The organism is Hominiventricola sp., from assembly GCF_057604405.1.
Genome location: NZ_DBLYVB010000010.1, coordinates 67835 through 94471 on the forward strand (window position 1 = coordinate 67835; position 26637 = coordinate 94471).

At 45.4% G+C, this 26637-nt stretch carries 27 protein-coding genes; 18 read left to right on the forward strand and 9 right to left on the reverse strand.

Going from position 1 to position 26637, the window contains the following annotated elements; all coding sequences use genetic code 11:
* Positions 1-95 precede the first annotated feature (95 nt).
* From mtaB to ACZMB2_RS08190, 18 genes are all read left to right on the forward strand, one after another.
* A complete protein-coding gene (gene mtaB / locus ACZMB2_RS08105) occupies positions 96-1403 on the forward strand; it encodes a tRNA (N(6)-L-threonylcarbamoyladenosine(37)-C(2))-methylthiotransferase MtaB (protein WP_487596338.1) in 1308 nt (435 codons plus the stop codon).
* Between the two features lie 86 nt (positions 1404-1489).
* On the forward strand, positions 1490-1753 hold the full coding sequence (locus tag ACZMB2_RS08110) for an IreB family regulatory phosphoprotein (RefSeq protein ID WP_487596339.1): 264 nt from the start codon (positions 1490-1492) through the stop codon (positions 1751-1753).
* 7 nt (positions 1754-1760) lie between these two features.
* Complete coding sequence (gene ruvX, locus ACZMB2_RS08115) at positions 1761-2192, forward strand: Holliday junction resolvase RuvX (RefSeq protein ID WP_487596340.1); 432 nt, start codon at positions 1761-1763, stop codon at positions 2190-2192.
* Positions 2192-2449, forward strand: a complete 258-nt coding sequence (locus tag ACZMB2_RS08120; RefSeq protein WP_487596341.1) for a DUF1292 domain-containing protein — start codon at positions 2192-2194, stop codon at positions 2447-2449. Before ruvX ends, ACZMB2_RS08120 begins: the two co-directional genes overlap by 1 nt.
* A gap of 64 nt (positions 2450-2513) precedes the next feature.
* Entirely contained in the window at positions 2514-4178 is a 1665-nt protein-coding gene (locus ACZMB2_RS08125; RefSeq protein WP_487596342.1) for a ribonuclease J, read from the forward strand.
* A gap of 19 nt (positions 4179-4197) precedes the next feature.
* Complete coding sequence (locus ACZMB2_RS08130) at positions 4198-4584, forward strand: endolytic transglycosylase MltG (protein ID WP_487596343.1); 387 nt, start codon at positions 4198-4200, stop codon at positions 4582-4584.
* Positions 4581-5252, forward strand: coding sequence for an O-methyltransferase (locus tag ACZMB2_RS08135; RefSeq protein ID WP_487596344.1), 672 nt, complete (start codon positions 4581-4583; stop codon positions 5250-5252). Before ACZMB2_RS08130 ends, ACZMB2_RS08135 begins: the two co-directional genes overlap by 4 nt.
* A complete protein-coding gene (locus ACZMB2_RS08140) occupies positions 5252-6490 on the forward strand; it encodes a peptidase U32 family protein (protein ID WP_487596357.1) in 1239 nt (412 codons plus the stop codon). The genes ACZMB2_RS08135 and ACZMB2_RS08140 overlap by 1 nt, the downstream gene beginning before the upstream one ends.
* An 81-nt stretch (positions 6491-6571) precedes the next feature.
* A complete protein-coding gene (gene sigK, locus ACZMB2_RS08145; protein ID WP_487596345.1) occupies positions 6572-7195 on the forward strand; it encodes an RNA polymerase sporulation sigma factor SigK in 624 nt (207 codons plus the stop codon).
* Between the two features lie 94 nt (positions 7196-7289).
* On the forward strand, positions 7290-8819 hold the full coding sequence (locus tag ACZMB2_RS08150; RefSeq protein WP_487596346.1) for a YifB family Mg chelatase-like AAA ATPase: 1530 nt from the start codon (positions 7290-7292) through the stop codon (positions 8817-8819).
* A gap of 7 nt (positions 8820-8826) precedes the next feature.
* The gene (dprA, locus tag ACZMB2_RS08155; RefSeq protein WP_487596347.1) at positions 8827-9780 is read left to right on the forward strand and encodes a DNA-processing protein DprA; all 954 of its coding nucleotides are present in this window, start codon (positions 8827-8829) and stop codon (positions 9778-9780) included.
* Complete coding sequence (topA, locus tag ACZMB2_RS08160; RefSeq protein ID WP_487596348.1) at positions 9728-11734, forward strand: type I DNA topoisomerase; 2007 nt, start codon at positions 9728-9730, stop codon at positions 11732-11734. The genes dprA and topA overlap by 53 nt, the downstream gene beginning before the upstream one ends.
* 159 nt (positions 11735-11893) lie before the next feature.
* Positions 11894-12688, forward strand: coding sequence for a GTP-sensing pleiotropic transcriptional regulator CodY (gene codY / locus ACZMB2_RS08165; RefSeq protein ID WP_487596349.1), 795 nt, complete (start codon positions 11894-11896; stop codon positions 12686-12688).
* A gap of 129 nt (positions 12689-12817) precedes the next feature.
* Complete coding sequence (locus tag ACZMB2_RS08170) at positions 12818-13102, forward strand: co-chaperone GroES (protein ID WP_487596350.1); 285 nt, start codon at positions 12818-12820, stop codon at positions 13100-13102.
* A 39-nt stretch (positions 13103-13141) separates the two neighbouring features.
* Entirely contained in the window at positions 13142-14764 is a 1623-nt protein-coding gene (gene groL / locus ACZMB2_RS08175) for a chaperonin GroEL (RefSeq protein ID WP_487596351.1), read from the forward strand.
* Between the two features lie 194 nt (positions 14765-14958).
* On the forward strand, positions 14959-16413 hold the full coding sequence (gene guaB / locus ACZMB2_RS08180) for an IMP dehydrogenase (RefSeq protein ID WP_487596352.1): 1455 nt from the start codon (positions 14959-14961) through the stop codon (positions 16411-16413).
* Between the two features lie 163 nt (positions 16414-16576).
* Positions 16577-18319 (forward strand): pyruvate kinase, encoded by a 1743-nt coding sequence (gene pyk, locus ACZMB2_RS08185; RefSeq protein WP_487596353.1) that lies wholly within the window; start codon positions 16577-16579, stop codon positions 18317-18319.
* Between the two features lie 25 nt (positions 18320-18344).
* Entirely contained in the window at positions 18345-18842 is a 498-nt protein-coding gene (locus ACZMB2_RS08190; RefSeq protein WP_487596354.1) for an aromatic acid exporter family protein, read from the forward strand.
* A gap of 17 nt (positions 18843-18859) precedes the next feature.
* Here the strand turns inward: ACZMB2_RS08190 and ACZMB2_RS08195 are convergent, their stop codons facing one another.
* From ACZMB2_RS08195 to ACZMB2_RS08235, 9 genes are all read right to left on the reverse strand, one after another.
* Entirely contained in the window at positions 18860-20557 is a 1698-nt protein-coding gene (locus ACZMB2_RS08195; RefSeq protein WP_015521926.1) for a recombinase family protein, read from the reverse strand.
* Positions 20558-20583: 26 nt separating this feature from the next.
* A complete protein-coding gene (locus tag ACZMB2_RS08200) occupies positions 20584-20766 on the reverse strand; it encodes a hypothetical protein (RefSeq protein ID WP_015521925.1) in 183 nt (60 codons plus the stop codon).
* A 303-nt stretch (positions 20767-21069) separates the two neighbouring features.
* Complete coding sequence (locus ACZMB2_RS08205; RefSeq protein ID WP_015543458.1) at positions 21070-21186, reverse strand: putative holin-like toxin; 117 nt, start codon at positions 21184-21186, stop codon at positions 21070-21072.
* A 264-nt stretch (positions 21187-21450) separates the two neighbouring features.
* Positions 21451-23358 carry an AAA family ATPase gene (locus tag ACZMB2_RS08210; protein ID WP_023843669.1) on the reverse strand — a complete coding sequence of 636 codons (1908 nt, stop codon included), beginning with the start codon at positions 23356-23358 and terminating at the stop codon, positions 21451-21453.
* A gap of 38 nt (positions 23359-23396) precedes the next feature.
* Positions 23397-25124, reverse strand: a complete 1728-nt coding sequence (gene mobQ / locus ACZMB2_RS08215) for a MobQ family relaxase (protein WP_003864580.1) — start codon at positions 25122-25124, stop codon at positions 23397-23399.
* Positions 25124-25489, reverse strand: a complete 366-nt coding sequence (locus tag ACZMB2_RS08220; protein WP_015543456.1) for a DUF3847 domain-containing protein — start codon at positions 25487-25489, stop codon at positions 25124-25126. Before ACZMB2_RS08220 ends, mobQ begins: the two co-directional genes overlap by 1 nt.
* A 200-nt stretch (positions 25490-25689) precedes the next feature.
* Entirely contained in the window at positions 25690-25920 is a 231-nt protein-coding gene (locus ACZMB2_RS08225; RefSeq protein ID WP_003864582.1) for a hypothetical protein, read from the reverse strand.
* Positions 25908-26474, reverse strand: a complete 567-nt coding sequence (locus ACZMB2_RS08230; protein ID WP_020944841.1) for a DUF3990 domain-containing protein — start codon at positions 26472-26474, stop codon at positions 25908-25910. Before ACZMB2_RS08230 ends, ACZMB2_RS08225 begins: the two co-directional genes overlap by 13 nt.
* Positions 26467-26637 (reverse strand): DUF3791 domain-containing protein (locus ACZMB2_RS08235; RefSeq protein WP_487596358.1); only part of this gene is annotated, 171 nt, incomplete at its 5' end. The genes ACZMB2_RS08230 and ACZMB2_RS08235, both read right to left, overlap by 8 nt.

The window sequence follows — 26637 nt, forward strand, 5'->3', positions numbered from 1 at the left end:
CGTTCCTCCTTCAAATGTATTCTTTCTTCTATCATATTAAAGACTTGTGGAGTGAAAGTCAATGGGAAAGTGAAAAATTTTTTTCGGAGGAAAATATGAAGAAAATAGCATTGCATAACCTTGGATGTAAGGTAAATGCCTATGAGACAGAGGCAATGCAGGAAATTCTGGAACAATGCGGATATGAAATTGTTCCCTTTGATGAGAAGGCAGATGCGTATATTGTAAATACCTGCAGCGTTACCAACATGGCAGATCGGAAATCCCGTCAGATGCTTCATCGTGCAAAAAAAATGAATCCGGACGCAGTGGTTATTGCGGCAGGCTGTTATGTGCAGGCAGCAGGGGAAGAGCTCCTTAAGGATGCAGCTGTGGATATATTGATTGGAAATAATGAGAAGACCAGACTGCCGGAGATTCTGGAGAATTGGGAGAAAGAACATACGGCATCTTATGTTCATGATCTGGCCAGAGAGCATACGTATGAAGAGCTGTCTTTAAGCCGGACAGCCGGACATACCCGCGCATTCATGAAAATTCAGGATGGATGCAACCAGTTCTGCAGCTACTGTATTATCCCCTACACCAGAGGACGTGTAAGAAGCAGAAAACTTGCAGATGTAGTGGCAGAAGCAAAGCGGCTGGCAGAAAATGGTTATCAGGAAGTGGTCCTGACAGGGATTCATCTGGATTCCTATGGCGTGGATCTGGAGAAAGAAACGCTGCTATCTGTTATTCAGGAAATTGGAAAGATTGAGGGAATTCAGAGAATCCGTCTTGGTTCGCTGGAACCGCGGATTATGACAGAAGAGTTTGTAAAAGGCTTATCGGAAGAACCGAAACTGTGCCCTCACTTTCATCTGTCTCTGCAGAGCGGATGCGATGCGACGTTGAAGCGGATGAACCGCAAGTACAATACGGAAGAATTCCGTCAGTGCTGTAAGAGGCTGAGACAGTATTTTGATGAACCGGCTCTGACGACCGATGTGATTGTAGGATTTCCAGGTGAGACGGAGGAAGAATTTGCTGAAACGCTCACATTTTTGAAGGAAATCCGTTTCTATGAAACCCATGTGTTCAAGTATTCCAGAAGAAAAGGAACGAAGGCTGACCGGATGCCGGATCAGATTCCGGAGCAGGTGAAGACGGCCAGAAGTGATGTGCTGTTGGAGCTGTCAGAACAGAACAGCACCATTTACCGGAAGCGTCTGGTGGGAAGAAACCAGGAGATTCTGGTGGAAGAAGAGCACAGGATGAGCGGGCAGACCTTTATGGTGGGACATACGAAGGAATATGTGAAAATTGTTGTGCCGGAGGGCAGTGTATCTGCAGGAGAAATCGTTACGGTCCATGTGGAAAAACTAATGGAAAAAGAAGGAATTCTGCTGGGAAAGCGGATTTGACGGCGAAGTCTGTCGGAAAATATCCATTGAATTTTACACAATAGTATAGTAAACTAAATAGAGACTACAGTTGAGGACGTGGGACTATGAAGAAACTGGACAATACACAGTATTTTAAAATTCAGTCCGATCAGGAATTAAAGGTTGGAGAGATTCTTCAGCTGGTATACCAGGCCATGACCGAGAAGGGTTATGATCCTGTGAACCAGATTGTAGGATATATTATGTCAGGAGACCCAACTTACATTACCAGTCATAAGGGAGCCAGAAGCCTGATTATGAAGGTGGAACGGGATGAATTGGTGGAAGAGTTATTGAGAGTATATATTGATAAGACAGTAAAGGGATAGGCAGAAGATGAGAATAATGGGACTTGACTACGGCTCCAAAACAGTAGGAGTCGCAGTTAGTGATGCTCTTTTACTGACCGCTCAGGCGGTGGAGACCATCAGCAGACCGCAGGAGACGAAACTGCGCCGGACGCTGGCCAGAATTGAGGAATTGTGCAGGGAGTATGAGATAGAGAAAATCATACTTGGTTTTCCGAAAAATATGAATAATACCATTGGCGACAGGGCTGAAAAATCTCTGGAATTTGCAGAAATGCTGAAACGGAGAACAGGTCTGCCTGTTGTTATGTGGGATGAGCGGCTTACGACGGTAGCAGCGGAACGAACGCTGATGGAAAGCGGTGTACGCAGAGAGCATAGAAAAGAGCATATAGATCAGATTGCAGCCGTATTCATTCTTCAGGGATATCTGGATGCGGAGAGCAACAGGAGAGAATAATGGAAAAATTGACCTTTCAGGGAAAAGACGGAGAACAGGCAGAGTTTTATGTATTGGAACAGACCCGTGTGAACGGAGTGAATTATCTTTTAGTAGCAGATTCAGAAGAGGATGACGGAGAGTGCCTGATACTCAAAGATATGGCATCTGAAGAAGAGCAGGAGAGCCTCTATGAAATTGTGGAGGATGAACAGGAACTGAGTGCGGTTCTGACTGTATTTGAGCAGCTTCTGGATGATGTGGAGATCGAACGATAGGACAGCGTGTGACTGTTCTGAAATATAAAAGTAAATACAAGAATATAAACAGGAGGTTATTTTTTTGAAAAATGTGAACAATTCAAAATTGCGTATCATTCCGTTGGGCGGACTTGAGCAGATCGGAATGAATATAACTGCCTTTGAATTTGAAGACAGTATTGTTGTTGTGGACTGCGGTCTGGCATTTCCGGAGGATGATATGCTGGGAATTGACCTGGTCATTCCGGATGTGAGCTATCTGAAGCAGAATATCAGCAAAGTAAAGGGATTCGTGATCACTCATGGACATGAGGATCACATCGGCGCACTGCCATATATTCTGAAGGATATCAATGTGCCGGTATATTCCACCAAACTGACCATTGCCCTTATTGAAAACAAATTAAAAGAGCATAATATGCTCCGCACCACGAAGAGGAAAGTGGTACGTCACGGTCAGTCTATTAATCTTGGAAAATTCCGCGTGGAGTTTATTAAGACCAACCACAGCATCGCGGATGCCTCCGCACTGGCAATCTATTCCCCGGCAGGAACCGTGGTGCATACAGGAGACTTTAAAGTAGATTATACGCCGGTATACGGAGACAGTATTGATCTGCAGCGTTTCGGGGAGATTGGTAAGAAAGGTGTGCTGGCACTGATGTGCGACAGTACGAATGCAGAGCGCCCGGGCATTACCCAGTCTGAAAAGACCGTAGGAAGAACCATGGACACTCTGTTTGCAGAACACTGTAATTCCAGAATTATTGTGGCGACCTTTGCATCTAATGTAGACCGTGTACAGCAGATTATCAACTCTGCTTATAAATACAATAAAAAAGTAGTCATTGAAGGACGCAGCATGGTAAATGTCATCACCACGGCTGCAGAACTTGGATATATCAATGTGCCGGATAATACGTTGATTGATATTGAACAGCTGAACAATTATCCGCCGGAGGCAACCGTATTGATTACCACCGGAAGCCAGGGAGAGTCCATGGCGGCTCTGTCCAGAATGGCGCAGAATCTGCACCGCAAAGTGCATATTATGCCGGGAGATACGGTTATTTTTAGTTCCAATCCAATTCCGGGAAATGAAAAGGCAGTGTCCAAGGTGATTAATGAATTGTCTGCAAAGGGTGCCAATGTTATTTTCCAGGATGCCCATGTATCTGGACATGCCTGCCAGGAGGAGATCAAACTAATTTATTCCCTGGTACATCCGAAATATGCCATTCCGGTACATGGTGAGTACCGCCATCTGAAAGCACAGGCTTCGATTGCTGCACAACTGGGCATTGAGAAGGAAAATATTTTTGTCCTTCGTTCCGGTGATGTCATTGAGATGGATGCAGAGTCTGCAAAAGTGGTAGACAAAGTACACACAGGGGCAATCTTTGTAGACGGACTTGGTGTCGGTGATGTGGGCAGTATTGTCATGCGTGACCGCCAGCACCTGGCAGAAGATGGTATCATGATTATTGTCCTGACCTTGGATAAGGGAAGCAACACTCTGCTGTCCGGACCGGACATTGTATCCAGAGGTTTTGTTTACGTAAGAGAATCAGAAGATCTGATGGAGCAGGCAAGAGCTGTTGTTTATGATGCAGTGGAGAAATGTCTTGATCGTCATATTACCGACTGGGGTAAGATGAAGAACGTGATGAAGGATGCACTGGGAGACTATATTAGAAAGAAGACTAAGAGAAATCCCATGATTCTTCCGATCATCATGGAGGTATAAGAGAGGAAGTTTACGAAACATGAAGGAAGGAAACTGGATGCTGTCGCTGGGACTGTTCTTTTTACGGCTGGCGATACTGATTCTTGTGGTAGCAGCAATTTTCAGAATAGGACAGACCACCTATAATTACTGCTATGGTGTCGTATCAGATACGGCGGTAGATCCGGAACCTGGCCGGGATGTGAGTGTAACGATTACCAAAGATATGTCTGCGGGAAAGGTAGCAAAGCTCCTGGAACGCAAAGGTCTGGTGGAAAGTGCGGATGTATTTAAGGTCCAGCTGAAAGTAACCAAATATGGGGATAAGCTGAAGGAAGGCACCTATGTGCTGAATACATCCATGACTCCGCGGGAAATGATGAAAATTATGGCAGGAGAAGTCGATGACTCAGGAGATAACACATGATCGTAGATGAGAGAATAACGGCATATATCAATTCCCTGAGTCTGGAGGAAATTCCGTTTCTGGAAGAACTGGAGCAGACGGCTCTTAAAAACCGGGTGCCGATTATCCGGAAGGAGACCCAGAGCCTTTTGAAAATGTTAGTGCAGATGAAATGTCCGACACAGATTCTGGAAATCGGAACTGCGGTGGGATTTTCAGCACTTCTCATGAGTGAATATGTGGATCCCGCCTGTAAAATTACCACGATTGAGAATTACGAGAAGCGGATTCCTATTGCCAGGGAAAATTTTCAGAAAGCAGGAAAAGAGGAGCAGATTACGCTTCTGCCCGGAGATGCAATGGAATTGTTAAAGGGGCTTTCGGGCCCCTATGATTTTATGTTTCTGGATGCCGCCAAGGCACAGTATATTTACTATCTTCCGGAGCTGCTCCGAATGCTGCCGGAAGGAGGAATTCTGGTAACGGACAATGTATTGCAGGATGGAAATATAGTACAGTCCCGGTTTGCAGTAGAGAGAAGAGACCGCACTATTCATGCCAGAATGAGGGAGTATCTGTATACCATTACCCACTGTGAGGAACTGGCCACATCCATTCTTCCGCTGGGAGATGGCGTGACAGTCAGTGTGAAGAAGCGGAAACTGCAGGAAAGAAAGGAAGAACAATGATGAAAAAAATGCCGGAACTGCTGGTGCCGGCCAGCAGCCTTGAAGTTCTGAAGGTAGCAGTTACTTTCGGCGCGGACGCGGTATATATCGGCGGGGAGGCATTTGGACTCCGTGCAAAAGCGAAGAATTTTTCCATGGAGGATATGGCGGAGGGAATCGGTTATGCCCACGACCATGGAGTGAAAGTATATGTGACGGCTAATATTCTGGCCCATAATGAAGATCTGGAAGGTGCAAGAGCGTATTTCGAGGAGCTGAAAGCTATCAGACCGGATGCGCTGATTATTTCTGATCCGGGTATGTTTACCATTGCAAAAGAAGTCTGCCCGGAGATTGATATTCATATCTCCACCCAGGCAAATAATGTCAACTATATGACGTTTCTATTCTGGCATCGACAGGGTGCCACCCGAGTAGTAACCGGACGTGAGTTATCCTTGAAAGAGATTAAGGAAATCCGGAATCATATTCCAAACAGCCTGGAGATAGAGACTTTTGTACATGGAGCTATGTGCATTTCTTATTCCGGAAGATGTCTTCTGAGTAACTTCTTTACCGGTCGGGATGCTAACCGTGGATCCTGTACCCATCCCTGCCGTTGGAAATATTCTGTGGTGGAAGAGACAAGACCGGGTGAGTATATGCCGGTTTATGAAAATGAGAGAGGAACCTATATTTTCAACTCCAGAGATCTGTGTATGATCGATCATCTGCCGGATCTGGTGGATGCCGGAATTGACAGTCTGAAAATCGAAGGACGTATGAAGACGGCCCTCTATGTAGCAACGGTAGCACGTACCTATAGGAAAGCTTTGGACGATCTGGCACAGGGCAGGGATGTTTATGAGAAGAACATGTCCTGGTATGAACAGCAGATTACCGGATGTACCTATCGGAGATTTACCACCGGATTTTTCTATGGAAAGCCAGATGAAAACTCTCAGATTTATGACAGCAATACCTATGACAAGGATTACGTTTATCTGGGAATTGCCGGAGAGGCAGATGCTGAGGGACGGTTTGCACTGGAACAGCGCAACAAATTTTCCGTTGGAGAGACCGTTGAAATCATGAAACCGGATGGTCGGAATGTGTTGACCAAGGTGGAAGGAATCTGGGATCTGGATGGAAATGCGCAGGAGAGTGCACCGCATGCAAAACAGGCATTGCGGGTAAAACTCACACAGACACCGGACCAGATGGATATTTTGCGGAGAAAGGACGACTCTGCCAACTAAAAACATAAGATAAAAAAGGAAAGGCACTTCTTGCGGATTTACTACATAAGATGTAATAAATCCGCGCTGAGGTGTCTTTTTTTGAGGACTTTTCCGAAACCCCTTACGGCAGAAGAGGAACGATATTATCTGCACAGACTGCGGCAGGGAGACAGAGAGGCGCGCCGTATCCTGATCGAGTATAACCTGCGGCTGGTAGCGCATATTACAAAAAAATACCAGTCAGCGGAAGATGATATGGAAGAACTGATCTCCATCGGAACCATTGGTCTTATCAAGGCCGTGGATACTTTCAATCATGAAAAGGCAAGCAAACTGGCAACTTATGCAGCGCGGTGTGTGGAAAATGAACTGCTCATGTACCTGCGGGCGAAGAAAAAATATATGAAAGAGTCGTCTTATTATGAACCCATTGGGACGGACAAAGAGGGCAATGAGATCCAACTTCTGGATGTCATCGAGAGTGGGGCCCCAGAGGCACTGGAACAGATTGGTTTAAAAGATGATACCGCCAAAATGTACCGGCTTCTGGAGGAGGTGCTGACGCCAAGGGAGCGGCAGGTGCTGATTATGAGGTATGGACTTTATCACGGAAGGGAATATACACAACGGGAAATTGCCCAAAAACTAGGAATTTCCAGATCCTATATCAGCCGGATTGAGAAAAATGCCCTGACCCGTTTGCGAGCTTGTTTTGAAGATTGAGTTCCGGGGAGAACTGTGTTATACTTACCATGTCTAAATTCTGAAATGCAAATCGCAGATTTTTCCAGTTTACAATTGATGGAGGAACCACACAATGTTCAGTATGATATTGTCAGCTGCGGTGCTGGGGGTAGAAGCGCGTCCGGTACAGGTGGAAGCAGATGTTTGCGACGGTCTGCCCATGTTCTGTATGGTAGGAGACCTGTCACCGGAAGTAAGAGAAGCAGCCGACCGTGTACGCACGGCGCTGAAAAATACAGGGATTCAGATCCCTCCAAAAAGAATTACGGTGAATCTTTCGCCGGCGGATATCAGAAAACAGGGGACCAGATATGATCTCCCGGTAGCAGCAGCCCTCCTGGCGGCGTTTGGAATTCTACCGGAAGAATTTGTCAGAAATGTTATGGTAGTAGGGGAACTGGGATTAAATGGCCAGGTGTATCCGGTGGGAGGAGTGCTGCAAACTGTACTTTTAGCAAAAAAACTAGGATGCAGGTGCTGTCTGGTTCCGAAGAAAAATGCAGGGGAAGGTTCCTGGATAAGGGGCATTGATGTTGTGGGAATTGGAAGTATGAAAGATCTGCTGGAGTGTCTTCTGTCAGAATATGTCTGCCGGGAGCGGACAGAAAAAGTGCAGACCTGGGTACCGGGGAAAGTGCTGCCGGGGGAGGACTTCAGAGAGGTAAACGGCCAGGCGGGAGTTCGACGTGCTGCGGAAATTGCGGCGGCGGGCATGCATAATTTCCTGATGATTGGAAGTCCGGGAGCCGGAAAAACGATGATTGCCAGGCGGATGCCGTCCATTATGCCAGAACTATCCCTGGAAGAAAGTATGGAGATTTCCCAGGTTTACAGTGCCTGCGGCCTGCTGGCAGAGCAGGGAGGTCTGATTACCAGAAGACCTTTCCGTTCTCCTCACCACACTATTTCTGCAAATGCACTGGCAGGCGGTGGGCGAAGAATTCATCCAGGTGAGATCAGTCTGGCCACCGGAGGTGTGTTATTTTTGGATGAGCTGCCAGAATTTTCGAGAAATGCACTGGAAGTGCTCCGGCAGCCTATGGAGGAAGGACAGATTACCATCAGCCGAACAGAGGGAAAGTATAGTTTTCCGGCAAGGTTTCAACTGGTAGCGGCGATGAACCCCTGTAAGTGCGGTTACTATCCAGATCGCAGCAGGTGCCATTGTCTGCCAGGTGAGGTAAATCGATATCTCAGGAAAATTTCACGCCCCTTACTGGATCGGATTGATATCTGCATGGAGACGCCCAAGGTGGAATATCGGGATATTTCCACAACAGCGGAAAATGAAAGTTCGGCAGCAATCCGGGAGCGGGTGGAGGCTGCCAGACGGATTCAAAAAAAGCGCTATGAACATTGTACCTGGCAATATAATTCTCATCTGAAGGCTGCAGCGCTCCTGGAATTCTGCAGCTTGGAAACAAGAGAGCAGCGAATTATGGAACTGGCTTTTGAACGGATGAATTTAAGTGCCAGAGGGTATCACCGGATCATTAAAGTGGCCAGAACCATTGCGGATCTGGAGGGGGAAGAAAATATCCGGGAACCCCATCTTCTGGAAGCCATTGGTTATCGGTCTGCAGATCAGAAAATCTGGGAGTAACGAGGGGGTGGACATCATATATAATAGAAGAAACAGCATTTTCCGGATCTGCAGGGAGGAAGAATATTATCCGGAACGTATGCGGAAACTAAAAGGCATGCCGCCGGTGCTGTGGGGAATCGGGAGATTTCCGGAAGAACATCGGCCGACGGTGGCTATTGTGGGAGCCAGAAGGTCCACTGTCTATGGAAATGAGACTGCAAGGTATTTTGCACGGGAATTGGCAGGCGCCGGCGTGCAGATTATCAGTGGATTGGCCTGGGGAATTGATGGCATGGCTCATGAAGGCGCACTGGAAGCAGGAGGAGACACCTTTGCTGTGGAAGGCTGTGGTGTGGATATCTGCTATCCATCCGGGCATCAGGCACTGTATGAAAAAATCTGTGAGACCGGAGGAGTTCTTTCGGAACAGCCGCCCGGGAAGCCGCCGCTGGCATATCATTTTCCGGCACGCAACCGAATGATTAGTGCATTATCGGATTTGGTACTGGTGGTAGAAGCCAGAGAAAAAAGCGGTTCGTTGATTACCGCGGACTTTGCGCTGGAACAGGGAAAGGATGTATGGGCAGTCCCGGGACGGATAACGGACGAGTTAAGCCGGGGGTGTTTAGATCTTATCCGGCAGGGTGCCGGGGTGGCAGAAAGTCCGGAAACGATTCTGGAAGCCCTTGGAATTTCTGAAAAAGAGGCAGCTCTTCCCGAAAAAAACACAAAAATTTTACTTGCAAAGGAAGAAAATATCGTGTATAGTTGGATACGTTTACAACCGGCGAGTCTGGAAGAACTGGTTCGAAGAACAGGTTTTCCCGCTTCCAGAGTGCTCGCAGTTCTTACAGGACTGGAGCTTAGAGGACTTATCAGGGAAATTCAGAAGAATCATTATGTAAGGACGGATTTAAAAATTACAGATGGCAAAGTATTTAGTGATTGTGGAGTCACCGGCGAAGGTGAAAACAATTAAAAAATTTCTGGGAGCCCAGTATGAGGTTGTGGCTTCCAACGGACATGTGAGGGATTTCCCCAAGAGTCAGTTTGGAATTGATGTGGATCATGATTATGAACCCAAGTATATTACCATCCGGGGCAAGGGGGATATCCTTGCAAAACTTCGGAAAGAAGCAAAAAAAGCAGATAAAGTATATCTCGCAACTGACCCTGACCGTGAGGGAGAGGCGATTTCCTGGCATCTTTCAAAAGCGTTGGGACTGGAAGATAAGAAGATGTACCGGATTACCTTTAATGAGATTACCAAAAGTGCAGTGAAGGAATCCATCAAACATGCCCGTGAAATTGATATGGATCTGGTGGATGCCCAGCAGGCAAGACGAATGGTCGACCGTATGGTGGGTTATCGGATCAGCCCGATTCTCTGGGCGAAGGTGAAGAGAGGTTTGAGTGCAGGCCGTGTACAGTCTGTGGCTCTGCGCCTGATTGCGGACCGGGAAGAAGAGATCAATGCATTTGTACCCGAAGAATACTGGAGCCTGGATGCAGAGTTTCAGGTCAAAGGTGAGAAAAAGCCATTGACGGCTAAATTCTATGGAACTCCGGAGGAAAAGAAGGAGATTCATTCCAGAGAAGAGATGGATCAGGTACTGAAAGCTCTGGATGGTGCAGAGTTTTCCGTAACTGATGTGAAGAAGGGAGAACGTACTAAGAAGGCACCGTTGCCGTTTACCACCAGTACCCTGCAGCAGGAAGCATCCAAAGTACTGAACTTTTCCACTTCCAAGACCATGCGTCTGGCGCAGCAGTTATACGAGGGAATTGACATTGAAGGACAGGGAACCGTAGGTATTATCACCTATCTTCGTACGGATTCGACGCGTATTTCCGATGAGGCAGCCCACATGGCAGAGTCCTATATCGGGGAACAGTATGGAGAAAATTATCTGCGCCATGGAGAGACAAAAAAGGCAACAGGCAAGAAGATCCAGGATGCCCATGAGGCGATTCGTCCTACCGATATCAGCAGACTGCCGATTTCTATCAAGGAGTCTCTTTCCAGAGACCAGTATCGTCTGTATCAGCTGATCTGGAAACGGTTTACAGCCAGTTGTATGGCAGATGCCAGATACAATACGATGGCGGTGAAGATCGACGGAGGCGGCTATCGCTTTACCGTATCTGCATCTTCTGTCGCTTTTGATGGATTTATGTCTGTCTATACGCAGGAGGATGATGAGAAGGGTGGAAGCCTGAATCTTTTAAAGGAGCTGGGACCGGATTCAGAACTGACGCTGAAAGAATTGGAAGACAAACAGCATTTTACACAGCCACCGGCACACTATACAGAGGCGGCACTGGTCAAGACACTGGAGGAACTGGGCATTGGACGTCCAAGTACTTATGCGCCTACCATCAGTACCATTATTGCCCGCCGCTATGTGGCAAAAGAAGGACGGAACCTTTATCTGACCGAGCTGGGTGAAGTGGTCAACAATATGATGAAGCAGGCTTTCCCGAGTATTGTGGAACCGGATTTCACTGCAAATGTGGAGTCTCTTCTTGATATGGTAGAAGAAGGAAAGGTCAGCTGGAAGACTGTGGTCAGTAATTTCTATCCGGATCTGGCAGCAGCTGTGGAGAAGGCAGAAGCGGATCTGGAAAAAGTGAAGATTCAGGATGAAGTGTCTGATGTGGTCTGTGAGCAGTGCGGACGGAACATGGTGGTGAAATATGGCCCCCATGGAAAATTCCTGGCCTGCCCTGGTTTTCCGGAATGCAGGAATACCAAGCCTTATCTGGAAAAGATTGGCGTAAAATGTCCGAAGTGTGGAAAAGAAGTTGTACTCAGACGGTCTTCCAAAGGACGGAAGTTCTATAGCTGTGAGGGGTATCCAGATTGTGATTACGTATCATGGAAACGCCCGGAAGCACCGAAGGAAGAGACCGGAGAAAAAGAAAACAAATAATTTTCAGAATTGATTGAAATATACAGACAAATATGCTAATATGCAAAGTGCAGCCGCGTGGGGTGGCTGCACTTTGTGCGTTTATAGAGCCAGTTAGCGCCGTAAAAAGGTGATTTTCTGAATGGGGCGCTGAATATTACATGGATATGGGAGAGAAAAATGAGTGTACAATTATTAGACAAAACAAGAAAAATCAACAAGCTTCTGCATAATAACAATTCCAGCAAAGTGGTCTTCAATGATATCTGCCGGGTTCTGTCAGATATTTTGAATTCCAATGTTCTGGTTATCAGTAAAAAAGGAAAAGTTCTGGGCATCAGCAGCTTCGAAGGCGTAGAGGAGATTCATGAACTGATCGTAGATAAAGTAGGTGGTCTTATTGATCCGCTTCTGAATGAGCGCCTTCTGGGAATTCTTTCCACAAAAGAAAATGTGAATCTGCAGACACTGGGATTTGCTGTGGAGAATATTAAAAAGTATCACGCACTGGTGACGCCCATTGATATTGCAGGAGAACGTCTGGGAACACTGTTCCTTTATAAATACGAAAATGATTACGATATCGATGATATTATTTTAAGTGAATACGGCACGACGGTTGTTGGTCTGGAGATGATGCGTGCCGTTCACGAAGAAAATGCGGAGGAAATCCGCAGACAGCACATTGTACAGTCTGCCATCAGCACGCTGTCTGTAACAGAGCTGGAAGCGATTCTTCTGATTTTTAAAGAGATGAAAGGTGACGAATGTACATTGGTGGCCAGCCGTATTGCTGATAAAGCAGGTATCACCCGTTCTGTAATTGTCAATGCTCTCCGCAAATTTGAGAGTGCAGGAGTCATTGAGTCCCGTTCCTCCGGAATGAAGGGAACCAATATCAAGGTCATCAATGAGTGTGTGTTTGAAGAGCTGGAAAAAGTAGAAAAGAACCGGATGCCCGGTAAAAATTATTAAAATTTTGAAAAATTAAAAATTCCCCATTGACATTTTACTACAACCATACTAATATAATGACTAAAGGTTAGCACTCGACTTAAGTGAGTGCTAATAAAATGAAATGGAAGTATGACAGGAGGAATTATCATGAAGTTAGTACCTTTGGGTGACAGAGTTGTATTAAAGCAGACAGAGAAAGAGGAGACCACCAAATCCGGAATTATCCTTGCAGCAAAATCTCAGGAGAAACCGGTAACAGCAGAAGTTGTTGCAGTAGGACCTGGTGGAATGGTTGACGGAAAAGAAGTTACCATGCAGGTAAAGGTTGGCGATCAGGTAATCTATTCCAAGTTTGCAGGTAATGAAGTAAAACTTGACGAGGAAGAGTACGTTATCGTAAGACAGAATGATATTCTTGCAATTGTAGAATAATCAAAAATATAATGTCAGTATGACAGGAGGAATTGAATCATGGCTAAAGATTTGAAATATGGCGTTGATGCCAGAAAAGCACTGGAAGCCGGTGTTAATAAACTTGCAGATACTGTCCGCGTAACCATCGGACCGAAAGGAAGAAACGTAGTTCTTGACAAACAGTTTGGCGCTCCGCTGATCACGAACGATGGTGTTACCATTGCAAAAGAGATTGAGCTGGAAGATCCGTTCGAGAACATGGGCGCACAGCTGGTAAAAGAAGTAGCTACCAAGACCAACGATGTAGCCGGTGACGGTACTACGACCGCTACTGTTCTTGCTCAGGCAATGATCCACGAAGGAATGAAGAACCTGGAAGCAGGTGCTAACCCGATTGTCCTGAGAAAAGGTATGAAGAAAGCAACTGACAAAGCTGTAGAAGCAATCGCAGCTATGAGCAGCAAAGTATCCGGAAAACATCAGATGGCAAGAGTTGCAGCAATCTCTGCCGGAGATGACAAAGTAGGTGATATGGTTGCAGACGCTATGGAGAAAGTAGCAAACGACGGTGTTATTACCATCGAAGAGTCCAAGACCATGCAGACCGAGCTGGATGTAGTAGAAGGTATGCAGTTCGACCGTGGATACATTTCCGCATACATGGCAACTGATACTGAGAAGATGGAAGCAGTTCTGGATGATCCGTACATCCTGATTACTGATAAGAAGATTTCTAATATCCAGGAGATCCTCCCGGTACTGGAGCAGCTGGTACAGTCCGGTAAGAAACTGCTCATCATCGCAGAGGATATCGAGGGCGAAGCTCTGACCACTCTGGTACTGAACAAACTGCGTGGAACCTTCACTGCTGTAGGAGTAAAAGCTCCGGGTTATGGTGACAGAAGAAAAGCAATGCTGCAGGATATCGCAATCCTGACCGGTGGTACTGTAATCTCCGAGGAGATTGGTCTTGAACTGAAAGATGCTACCATTGATATGCTTGGACGTGCAAAATCTGTAAAAGTACAGAAAGAATCTACTGTTATTGTAGATGGTCTTGGCGACAAAGAGGCAATTGCTGATCGTGTTAAGACAATTAAAGCTGAGATTGAGAACACCAAATCTGAATTTGATAAAGAAAAACTTCAGGAGCGTTTTGCAAAACTGTCCGGTGGGGTTGCTGTTATCCGCGTAGGTGCTGCTACCGAGACCGAGATGAAAGAAGCAAAACTTCGTATGGAAGATGCACTGGCAGCTACCAGAGCAGCAGTTGAAGAAGGTATTATCTGCGGTGGAGGATCTGCTTACATCCATGCTTCCAAAGAGGTTGCAAAACTGGTTGATACGCTGGAAGGTGATGAGAAGACCGGCGGTAAGGTGATCCTGAAAGCACTGGAAGCTCCGCTGTTCCACATCGCTGCAAATGCAGGACTGGAAGGCGCTGTTATCATCAACAAGGTACGTGAGTCTGAGGTTGGTGTTGGCTTCGATGCTTACAATGAGCAGTATGTCAACATGGTAGAGGCAGGTATTCTGGATCCGGCTAAGGTTACCAGAACTGCACTGCAGAATGCTACCAGTGTAGCATCCACATTCCTGACCACTGAGGCATGCGTTGCAAATATCAAAGAGCCTGCTCCGGCAGCAGCTCCGGCTGGCGGCGGAATGGGAATGATGTAATTTCCGAATTTTCAAAAGGCTGCGGGTTTTCCCGCAGTCTTTTTTGCGTTCTGTAAGAAAACCCATTGACATTACTTAAGTGATCTGTTAGACTGTTTTAAAACTTAATTAATTATTATTTTTTTTACTGAGTTTAGTTATACTTATTAGAATATCTAATAACAAAAAATACGATAAGAAAGAGAGGAAGCGAGATGGGTAAAATTATCGGTGAGAGCATTACATTTGATGATGTTCTTCTTGTTCCGGCCTACTCGGAAGTGATCCCGAATCAGGTATGTCTGGAGACACAGCTTACCAAGACAGTAAAACTGAATATTCCGCTGATGAGTGCAGGAATGGACACGGTAACAGAAAGCCGCATGGCAATTGCAATGGCCAGACAGGGTGGTATTGGTATCATCCATAAAAATATGTCAATTGAGGAGCAGGCAGAAGAGGTAGATAAAGTAAAACGTTCCGAAAACGGCGTTATCACAGATCCCTTCTTTCTGAGTCCGGAGCATACACTGGCAGATGCTAATGAACTGATGGCAAAATACCGGATTTCCGGTGTGCCGATTACTGAGGGAAAAAAACTGGTCGGTATTATTACCAACCGTGACCTGAAATTTGAAACTGATTTTTCCAAGAAGATCAAAGAGTCCATGACTTCTGAGAACCTGGTAACTGCACCGGTAGGCATTACGCTGGAAGAAGCAAAAATTATTCTTGGAAAAGCAAGAAAAGAAAAACTTCCGATCGTAGATAAGGATTTCAACCTGAAAGGTCTTATTACCATTAAAGATATTGAGAAACAGATCAAATATCCGTTGGCAGCAAAAGACGCACAGGGACGTCTTCTCTGCGGCGCAGGTATTGGTATCACCGCGAATGTTCTGGATCGTGCCAAAGCACTGATTGAGGCTCATGTTGACGTGTTGGTACTGGACTCTTCCCACGGTCATTCTGCAAATGTTATCCGCTGCCTGGATATGCTGAAGAATGCGTACCCGGATGTGCCTGTTATCGCAGGAAATGTGGCAACCGGAGCAGGAACCGAAGCTCTGATCAAAGCTGGTGCAGATGCTGTCAAGGTGGGTATCGGACCTGGTTCTATCTGTACTACCCGTGTGGTATCCGGTGTGGGTGTTCCGCAGATCAGTGCTGTTATGGACAGCTACGAAGTAGCTGACAAATATGGTATTCCGATTATCGCAGATGGCGGTATCAAATATTCCGGAGATATCACGAAAGCTCTGGCGGCAGGTGCCAATGTCTGCATGATGGGAAGTATCTTTGCAGGCTGCGATGAGAGTCCGGGATCTTTTGAATTATATCAGGGAAGAAAATACAAAGTATATCGTGGTATGGGTTCTATTTCCGCTATGGAGAATGGTTCCAAAGACCGGTATTTCCAGAACGATGCGAAGAAGCTGGTTCCGGAAGGTGTAGAAGGACGAGTTGCCTACAAGGGATATGTAGAGGATACCATCTTCCAGCTGCTTGGTGGAGTTCGTTCCGGTATGGGACTGTGCGGAGCGCCGGATATTGAGACTCTGAAAACCAAGGCACAGTTTGTAAAGATTTCCGCTGCATCCTTAAAAGAGAGTCATCCCCATGACATCCATATTACCAAGGAAGCACCGAACTACAGTGTAAATGAATAATCGCTGAAACAGTAATGAAAACTCCGATAAGAGATGGTTCTTATCGGAGTTTTTTACACAATATTAGCAAATTTTTAACATTCTTTTCGGTTGCAAAAAGGGTAATCGAATGTTACATTAAGATTGTTCAGATAGAAGTATGAGGGAAAGGAATATATGGAAGATGAGAAAAACGAAGATTGTATGTACCTTGGGACCATCTACGGATGATGAGAATGTACTGCGCCAGCTGATGCTGGAAGGAATGTCCGTGGCGCGAATGAATTTTTCCCATGGAAGCCATGAGGAACAGAAAAAAAGACTGGATATGGTGAAAAAACTTCGGGAAGAACTGGAACTCCCGGTGGCAGCACTTCTGGATACCAAGGGACCAGAGATCCGGATTGGAGATATTGAGGGCGGAAAAGCCGAACTGAAAAAAGGACAAACTTTCGTTCTTACTACGGAAGATATCGTTGGAAATGCAGAGATCGTAAGCATTACTTATAAGCAGCTTTATAAAGACGTAAAACCGGGAGATTCCATTCTGATTGATGATGGACTCATCGGCATGGAAGTGCAGAAAATCGAAGGGGAGGAGATTGTCTGTCAGGTGAAAAACGGTGGTTTCATCTCCAATCATAAGGGTGTGAATGTTCCGGGAGTAGAACTGAAGATGCCCTTTGTCAGCCAGAAGGACTATGAGGATATCGTGTTTGCAGCTGAGCAGGATTATGATTTTATTGCAGCTTCCTTTACAAGAACTGCCAATGACATTCTGGAAATTCGTAAGATTCTGGAAGAAAAAGGCGGACAGTATATTCATATTATTGCGAAAATTGAAAATATGCAGGGAGTGGAGAACTGTGAGGAGATTCTCCGTGTGGCAGACGGTATCATGATTGCCCGGGGTGACATGGGTGTGGAGATTCCGCTGGAGGAAGTGCCGGTCATCCAGAAAAAACTGATCCGGATGGCACTGAAAGCGAGTAAGCCGGTTATTACTGCGACCCAGATGCTGGATTCCATGATAAAGAATCCGCGTCCGACCCGTGCGGAGACCTCTGACGTGGCAAATGCCATCTATCAGGGAACCGGAGCAATTATGCTGTCCGGTGAGACAGCTGCAGGTGCTTATCCGGTAGAGGCAGTCCGCACCATGGCGAGAATTGCAGAACGTACCGAGAAGGATATTGATTATTCCCGAGAGTTTAAACCAAGACGTCTGGCAGAACGCCCGGATGTGACCAATGCCATCTCCCATGCAACCTGTACGACTGCCATGGATCTGAATGCAGCAGCGATTGTTGCCGTGACCAAATCTGGTCGTACTGTTGGCCGAATTGCAAAATATCGTCCATCCTGTCCGGTTATCGGATGTGCAACTCATTCAAGAGTATGCCGCCAGCTGAGTCTGATGTGGGGTGTTATTCCAGTAGAAATGCAGGAAGAGGAGACGGCAGATGAGCTGTTTGACCATGCAGTGAAGCTGACGGAGGATAAGGGATTGATTTCCAGAGGCGATCTGGTAGTCATAACCGCAGGTGTACCGCTTGGATTGTCCGGTACAACCAATATGTTGAAGGTCCAGGTGGCTGGAAATACACTGCTCACCGGAAGAGGGTGTAATGCACTGAAAGCTTCCGGAAATGTATGTGTCTGCAATTCCGCAGAAGACCTGGCAAAGACATTTAGACCAGGAGATATCGTGGTTGTATCTGCAACCAATAATGATATGATGCCGCAGCTCAAAGATGCCGCAGGTATCATTACCGAACAGGGAGACCGGTATTCCCATGCCGCCATTGTTGGTATTGCCCTGGATATTCCGGTTATTACCGAGGCAAAGAATGCAACCAGAATTCTGAAATCCGGTACGTTTGTAACCATGGATTCCGAGCAGGGTCTGGTATACAGAGGACGATAAGGACTACGGAATAATAGGAATTTTTATGACTTCACATAAATACAGGCGCCTTATGTTGAAAGCGTTGAAAATAGCGGCTGGAAGTGGTATTGCGATTGTAGCAGCAGAGTTTTTACAGCTCTCATATGCCACATCAGCAGGGATCATTGCCCTTCTGACCGTGCAGGACACGAGACAGGATACGATTCAGCTGACGGTTGACAGGATTATGTCCTTTCTCCTGTGCGTGGGATTAATCTATGTATGTTTTCATTTTCCACCGGCAGGGTGGGTGAACTATATCGTATATATCCTGTTGATGGTAGTATGCTGTTGTCTTCTTGGCTGGCAGAACACGATTTCGGTCAATGCGGTAATGGGTACACATTATCTGATGACACCGGATTATAGTCTGAATTTTGCTCTGAATGAGCTGACTCTGATCCTGATCGGAACCGGTCTGGCACTGGGAATGAACTGTTTTATGTCTTTTATGAGAAAATATTTGCTCGAAATGAGCCTTGAAAAGATTAAAATAGATTAAATTTTGATAGATTTTTCTTATTTATGGGAGCCGGAACCTCTTTCGATGGTTCCAAGCTCCGGTATTGGTTTTAAGTTGAAATGAATTTCCATTGTGACCGTTTCAGGAGTACGGCAGTAATTTTCTGTTCCGTCTTTCTCCTGCGGTTCTGAGATAACGATTTTACTGATCAGCCGGTTCAGAAGATTGGCATCCAGTTCTTTGATGTCCGCATACTCGCTAATATCGTCAATCCACTGCTGGGACTGTGCATCCAGTTTTTCTTCCGTATTCAGCACACTCTCATTCTGGAAAAGTTCCTTTTTGATATCTGTCTGCTCCTTCTGTGTCTTCTCCAGCATCTTATCAAAAACAGATTCTGTAATCTTGTCATTGATAAGGTCATCATACAGTTTTGCAATCAGCCGGTCTAACGTTTCCAGGCGGTCTTTCTGCTTTGATACCAGCTTCTCCAGACTTTCCCTGTGTCCCTGTGTATCTTCCTCGCATAACTCCTTTACCCGGTTTTCCAGTTCTGTTCCGTCTCCGGTAACTGCTTTTGCACATTCCTGGATTCTGGTAAGGACTGCATCATACAGGTCATCAGCGTCCACCCGGTGCTGGGTACAATGTGCTTTCCCCTTATGGATATAAGTGGAACAGGTATAAACTTCATGCTGGTCTTTGGTGTGCGTCTTCTTCAACGTCAACGCACCGCCACACTCTGCACAGCGGAGTAATCCGGCAAACATGCTGTATTCTCCCTGTTCTGTCTGGCGTTTCCTGCCTTTCATCTTTGCCTGTACCAGATCAAATACATCCTGCGGAATGATTGCTTCGTGGGTATCCCTGACTGTGATCCAGTCCTCCGGAGCTTTATCTCCCTGATTGCCAATCTTGAAACGGTAGTACCTTTTCTGGGAAGCCATGTCACCACAGTAAACGGGATTCATCAGCAGGGATTTCAGATAGGATTCATCCCATACATATTTCCCATTTTCCGGGTCTTTCTTTTCCCATTTTGTGTAATAGGTGCGGAGTCCCCGTTTCCGGTGCCACCATGACGGGCAGGGAATCTGCTGGCGTTCCAGTTCTCTGGATATAAAGTTAATCCCATGACCGTCCACCGCCCACTGGAAAATTTTCCGGACAATCGGTGCTGTCTCGTCGTCAATCAGGAGATGTCCCTTTTCCTCCGGGTCTTTCTGATATCCCAGTGGTGGAACAACACCTGTAAACTTTCCCTTGGTTGCCTGCAGGTGATAGGACGCATGGACTTTCTTGGAAATATCTCTGGAATACATCTCGTTCAGCACGTTCTTAAATGGGGCAATCTCATTGTCTCCGGCAAAGGTATCCACATTATCATATAATGCGATATACCTTACTCCATGCTTTGGGAAAAACTCCTCCATCAGAAATCCTGTCTGTACATGGTTTCGTCCCAGTCGGCTCTGGTCTTTGGTAATTACAAGATTCACCAGTCCTTTTTCACAGGCTTTGAGAAGTCTCTGCAAATCAGGTCGGTCTGTGTTCAATCCTGTATAACCATCGTCCTGAAACACATCCACCACCTGCCAGCCCTGTGACTGACAGTAATTCACCAGTATGTCTCTCTGGTTGGAGATGCTGGCACTCTCTCCGGTCAATTCGTCATCTTTGGAAAGTCGGCAGTATACACCAACTCTCCAGGTTGCATTTCTTTCTATATTGTTACTCATATATCTGTTGTTCATCTGATACCTCCGTTACTTTGCACATCCTACGCAGATTTCAGATTACTGAACTCATAATCATTATACTGCTTATCTTTCATTATTGCAAGTTTATCTTTTGTTTTCGTGTCACGTATTTTCTGTGCGATCACCTCTGCAAACACTTCTTTTGCGTCCTGATCACCGTCAAAATATACTCTGATGTTGATAATTTTCTTCTTCACTGCCATTGTAAAACCTCCATTTTTTGCAAAAAAAGAGCAGCTAATCCATTTTTACAGATTAACTGCCCAGACTGTTGGTTACATATATTAAAATTTTTGTATTAACATTTCAGAAATTGGGGATATAATAAAGACAGGGATAAATCCCTGTCAGATGAACTGCATATTTTAATTTTCCCATTGAAAACAAGAGGAATGTGTGGTACATTTGTTATAGGAAAAGCACCCACTCCAAAGTGGATGCCGCCTGAGTTGACTAAATGGTCTTACGACCACCGCCTATCCTGTTGGCAGACAGGATAGGCATTTTTATTTCCTCTTGTTCTTCCGATCAAGAAAGGCAATAATCGCAATTAACAGGCTACCAAAAGCGATCAGTAAACTGAGTACGCCTAAGAATATTGAGATAATCTCATAAGCTGTCATATCACGCACCTCCTTTCTTTCATCTCAGAACCCCGAAAGGCTCCGGTCTGTAAATATCAGGAGGCAGCCACACCCTGTCACAGGTGCTTCCCCGTAACATTGCTGTTACCGGATAATCATACCATTATATCCGCCATATTACAATTCATTTTTGTTCCAGATTCACAGCAATCCTTATTCTGTATGGATACCTGCTATTTCCGTTTGATTGCCTTGCACCGGCAGACGGCAGACGGCAGATAGGGTATCTATAAAGCCTGCCGTTCACTCCAAAATTCTGCCGTCACCCATTCTCCCTTGTTTTTTTAATCGAATGGTATTTTCCTGCTTTTCATTCATCCGATAATCCAGTTCTTCTTTCATCCGGCTTCTGGCTTCTCGCATGGTTCTCTGGGAGATTCCCTGTGCTTTTGCCTTTTCATCCAGTTCCCGGATTGTGACTGCATTTCCGTCTGCAAGCAGTTCATAGATCAGTTTCGTTCCCCGTTGCAGTTTTGTTTCTGTCGGCTTTCCTTCCTTTCCGTCCAGAAGATCATCTGCGGAAATCTCATAAGCTCCCACCCAGCGGAATCCTTCTTCATCTCCAAGTTTAAATGCCATCGTCTCACCTGGAGGTGCAAGAGAACTTTTCTCATGGATCAGTACTCTTGTTGTCGGGTCTTTCTTTACTTTCCCGATAAAAAGCAGGCTTCTCACCGCCGCCATGATATCAATAGAACCAAGTCCCCGGTAAGTACTCTGTGTCCCTGAAGATTTATTCAGATGTCCGATCAGCACAATCGCACAACCGGTCTTTTCAGCGATCATTCCCAGTTTCCGGAATACCGGACGGACTTCATTTGCCCGGTTCATATCCACATCGGCACCGATAAAAGCCTGTACCGGATCAATGATTAAAAGTCTGACCTGATTCTGACGGATTGCTTTTTCAATACGGTCATCGGATAACGTCAATGCTTCCTCTGTATCATCAATGACCATCACCCGACTCAGGTCTGCTCCTGCTTCCACCAGCCTCGGCTTAATCGTATCTCCCATACCGTCTTCTGCAGTCTGATAGATCACATTAAAAGGTTCAATCTCTTCCATGTTCGGGAAAGTCTTACGGTTCGTGCAGGCTGCGGTCAGCATCATGGCAAAATAAGTTTTTCCCTCTCCTGGATTGCCCTGAATAATCGTCAGTTTTCCAAATGGCAGATAGGGAAACCACAGCCATTCTACACTGGTCTGTTCAATGTCTTCATAACACAACATCGGCACCAGTTCTTCCTTCTCCGGTACTTTCATTGTAACTGTTTCAATGATTGATTTCTTCCTGTCTGCATTTTTATCACAGAGGATTTCATTCCAGTCCTTTCGGGACGGTTTCAGACGGATGACACTGTATCCGTCCGGGATTTCTATTGCCAATTTCTCACTGGCTTCATTCCCTGCATGGTCATTATCCAGGCACAGGAAAACCGAAGTAATCTGAGGGCGTTCAGAAAGAAAAGCCATCAGTGCCGCACTGGAAATGCCACCCAGACTCAGGTAGCTCCGCTTTTTCCAGTCTTTGGGAAATAATTGGATAAAAGAAAGCAGATCAATGGCTGCTTCAAACACAAACAACTGATTATCCGTCCCTCTGTGACAGAATCCGTAAGATTTATCAGATTCAGCCACATCTCCCCGGTATTTTGTTTCACCAGTTCCCCTGCAATGGGCATATCTTGGAATACCGTCTGCATCTCTGCCAACAAACACCACATTATGGTGCTTCTTTTCTTCATAAATATCCCCACTGCCGATCCATTCCTCCACCATATTCTTTTCAATCCCTCTGTTTTCTGTCAGATATCTGATGATTCTATCATTATTTTCCTCTTTCTCTGGTAATCGGAAGTCAGGGGACGGGGCGGGGCAGGTACTGTTCCTGCCTTCGCCTTCCTCCCCGGTTAGCATCTTGACAGCTTCCGGAAATGTGGCATTGTAAAATTCCATCACAAAATCCACCGGATAGCCACCCCTCCCCTGACTGTGCCTGTACCACCGGTTTCCGGATACCGTTACACTGTCATGCTTTTTCCAACGGTATTCCTTTCCGCTTTTCCCTAGTTGTTCTCCCTGTGCGCTCAGAAAAGAAACAAGATCTGTCTGATTTGCTCTTATAATTTGTTCTTCTGTATACTGCATTTTGCTCATCCTTTCCCGTCTGTCCTGCTGACAGACTGTTATAAACTCATGTCATAGTTTCGCTTTTTCTTCACTGCCTGTTGTTTTGCATCACGCTCTGCACACTCTTTCTTTTTTTCATCCAGTTTTCTCAGAAGAGAGGTCTTCTTTTCTGGATTCTGCTCCGACTGGTTCAACGGCTGTTGCTCTGCTTTCCCGTTTTCTTCAAGAATCTCTTTCGCCTGAACTGTGTAAAATGTCGGGAACTTCACCTGCTTCTCCCTTTTTTCTTCTGAACGCCCGGAAGTATCTGCTTCTGCCATTTCCCGGTCACGTCTGGCAATATCCGCACAGCTCTGTACCTTTTTCACAAAAGTTAGTTCCTCCTGGTACGGCTGATTATCTGCTTTCAGCTCTTCGATCCCCGCCTGAAGTTCTTCTTTCTCCCGTTTCCATCTGGCAGTTGGCACTTTTCCATTTTTATCCAGATGTTGTTTCAGTTCCCGTTCACATTTGCGGTAATAATTGATTTCTTTTTTATGCTGCTGATAATATCTCTCCCGTCTTTTCTGAAAATAGAAATGGTTATACTCATCAATCAATGGCTGATTTGTTTTTATTACCTCTGCCATCTTTTCCAGATTCTCAAGTTCCTTTAACTGTTTCCGCTTTTCAGAAATTTCTTTTTTACTGACAGAAACAACACCGTTCAGTTCCTCAATCCGTTCCTGCAAGTCATCCATCGTTTCTATCTGATGTGTCTGAAGATAACTGATGGATTTTGCAAACTCCTGTAAATTGGAGAGATTCTTACCTCTCTGTTTCATCTCCGCATAAAAATTGGGAAGTGGTGGTCTGCCCTGTGTCTTTTTATCATAATAATCCTGCAGGCTTTCCAGCAGTGTCGGGTTCTGCCTGCGATCCAGCTCTGCTTTCATTTCCTCATAAGCTGTCTTCATCCACTGAATGGATTCTTTCAGAGAAATAAACATCTGGTTAAACTGCCGGATTGCCCGGTTCAATTCTCCGATCACCGTTTTGATTCCCTTTTTCTCCATTGCCCGGACTTCATATCCCTCATGGATGGTCGGGATCAGGTCAATCCCCTGTTCTTTGTAGGAACGGTGGTCGATTCTGGATGCCATGTGGCACTCCCTGAATTTCCCATTTACTTTCTCTGTCCATGCCCGCCGCCATTCTTTTAAAAGCTCCGGATCATTCCATCCGGTAGTAGAAACAGCATTGAACATATCTTTTCCTTTGGCATCCTTCACCCGGTTTCCATCCTCATCAAGAATATATTCCCTTCTCTGCTTATTGCCCCAGATTCCTTCCTCTGTAAAAGGACGGATTGGGACAAGCACATGGAAATGGGGATTATCCGGTTCTTCTTCATTTTCCGCTTTTCCCTCATGGACTGCCAGATCCACGATCATGCCACGTGCCACAAACTGCTCCTGGCAGAACTCTTTTGCCAGTCTGATATTTTCCTCAAGTGTCAATTCATTCTGCAGTGCAATGTCAAACGAATAGGCAAGCTGTGCCTTGTTGTTCCGTTCCACATGCTCCACCTCGTTCCAGAGTGTTTCCCTGTCAGTCAGACGCTCTGGCACATACTCCGGTGTCAGGATTTCTGTAAATATCACACCTGACTTGCTCGTATAATCGTGTATCTTGTTGTAATAACTGTCAAAAATCCTCTGCCCGGAAATATAGGCTGCGGAAGCGACCACCATCTGCCCTTTCCCTCTGGATACATTCCTTACTGAAAAATGATACAGTGCCATTAACTGTCATCTCCCTTCTCTGTCTTTTTTACTGCTTCTGCAATCTGCTGTTGATCTTTGTGTAAGGCGGCTATATGAGCCTGCCGCACAATACTCTTGTTGTAACTGCTGTTCTGCAGTTGATTCATCATGTCCTGGACGTCTTCCTGTTCCAGATCTCTGGACAGCGGAAATACTTTCTCAAACTCTGCCCCTTTGACAATCAGCCGGTGGGAACGTTCCCTGCGTTCTACCAGCTTCTTCCGCTGCTCCAGAATGTTTTTGTGGTGAATTGCTGCCTCCAGTTCCTGTCTGCTCTTTTCCATGTTGGCCTTCAGTTCCTCCAATGACATGGATTCATACTTTGGATTTTTTGCTCTGCTCATTTTCTTGTACTCCTTCTTTTTTCTGTAAACAAAAAGAACCGGCTTATTCATGAATGCCGATTCCTGGGTATAAAAAACTGAGGTCGTTGTCCTGTGATTAGGAAATGCTGACCTCAGCGTTTTTGAAATATTTAATTGTTGCTCCTTGGAATGAAAGTCTTTGTCACCATTGTCGTATAAATTTAAACTCACATCCCATATCAGGATTTCTTTAATTCTTCCATATACAGTTCAGCTATATATGCCGGACCAGTGCACCACAGCTTTGTCTTCTCATCATACAGTGCTTTTCCTGTCTTTGAACACAAAAAATCTGTCAATACCTCGTTTCTGTCCTTGCCTGTCTCTTCTGCGATTTCATCTGTCACCATAGTGATCAGAAGGTCGATTGTATAATTCATTTTTTCCTTTGGAATTGTTACTTCAGCCATATCTTCTCACCTTTCACAAATTTCAGACACTCAATAGCTGCCTCAGTTTTAAAGCAGTATTGATCTTTCAATTTATTCGGCAGCAACTGTCTGATACAGAAATCGTCTGCTACTTTATCACCTGCAGTCCCAAAAGCACCCGCAAGATAAGCGGTAAGAGTAGCGTTTGTTGCATCATCCGCAATCTTTCCTGCAATGATATCATATTTTGCCATTTCACGTTCAACCTCAATAAACATTTTTTTCTTTCGGTGAGCGGCGATACAATGTAACCAGTCCACATCTGCATTTTCAAAAATATGCGTTTCAAGATTTTCTGAAAGTTTGAATTCAAAAGTTGAAATATATCCAAACTTCTGCCCCTCTTCAATTGTTCCGGTTGCGATGGCTTTGGCTATTGAGGTTCTCAGAAAACTTTCTGCCTGTTCCTTTGATGTGGTTAAATAAAATCCCTGTCCAAAATCTTTTCTCTTTGCACATTTGGCAAGATCTGGCTCTTTTACTTCACAATAACTTCCATGATAGAGAACAAATCCATCTTTTAACTCAAGCACTAATCTCTATCCCCTTTCTTTGCAAAAATTCAGTAATATCTTCAAGCACAGCTTCATCGCCTTCACAATGAAAAATCCCATAGCATTTTTCTATATATCCAAGAACATCGGCTTCTTTAAACAAGTGGATAATCTGTTCAACAGGTAAATGCCACTCTTCTGA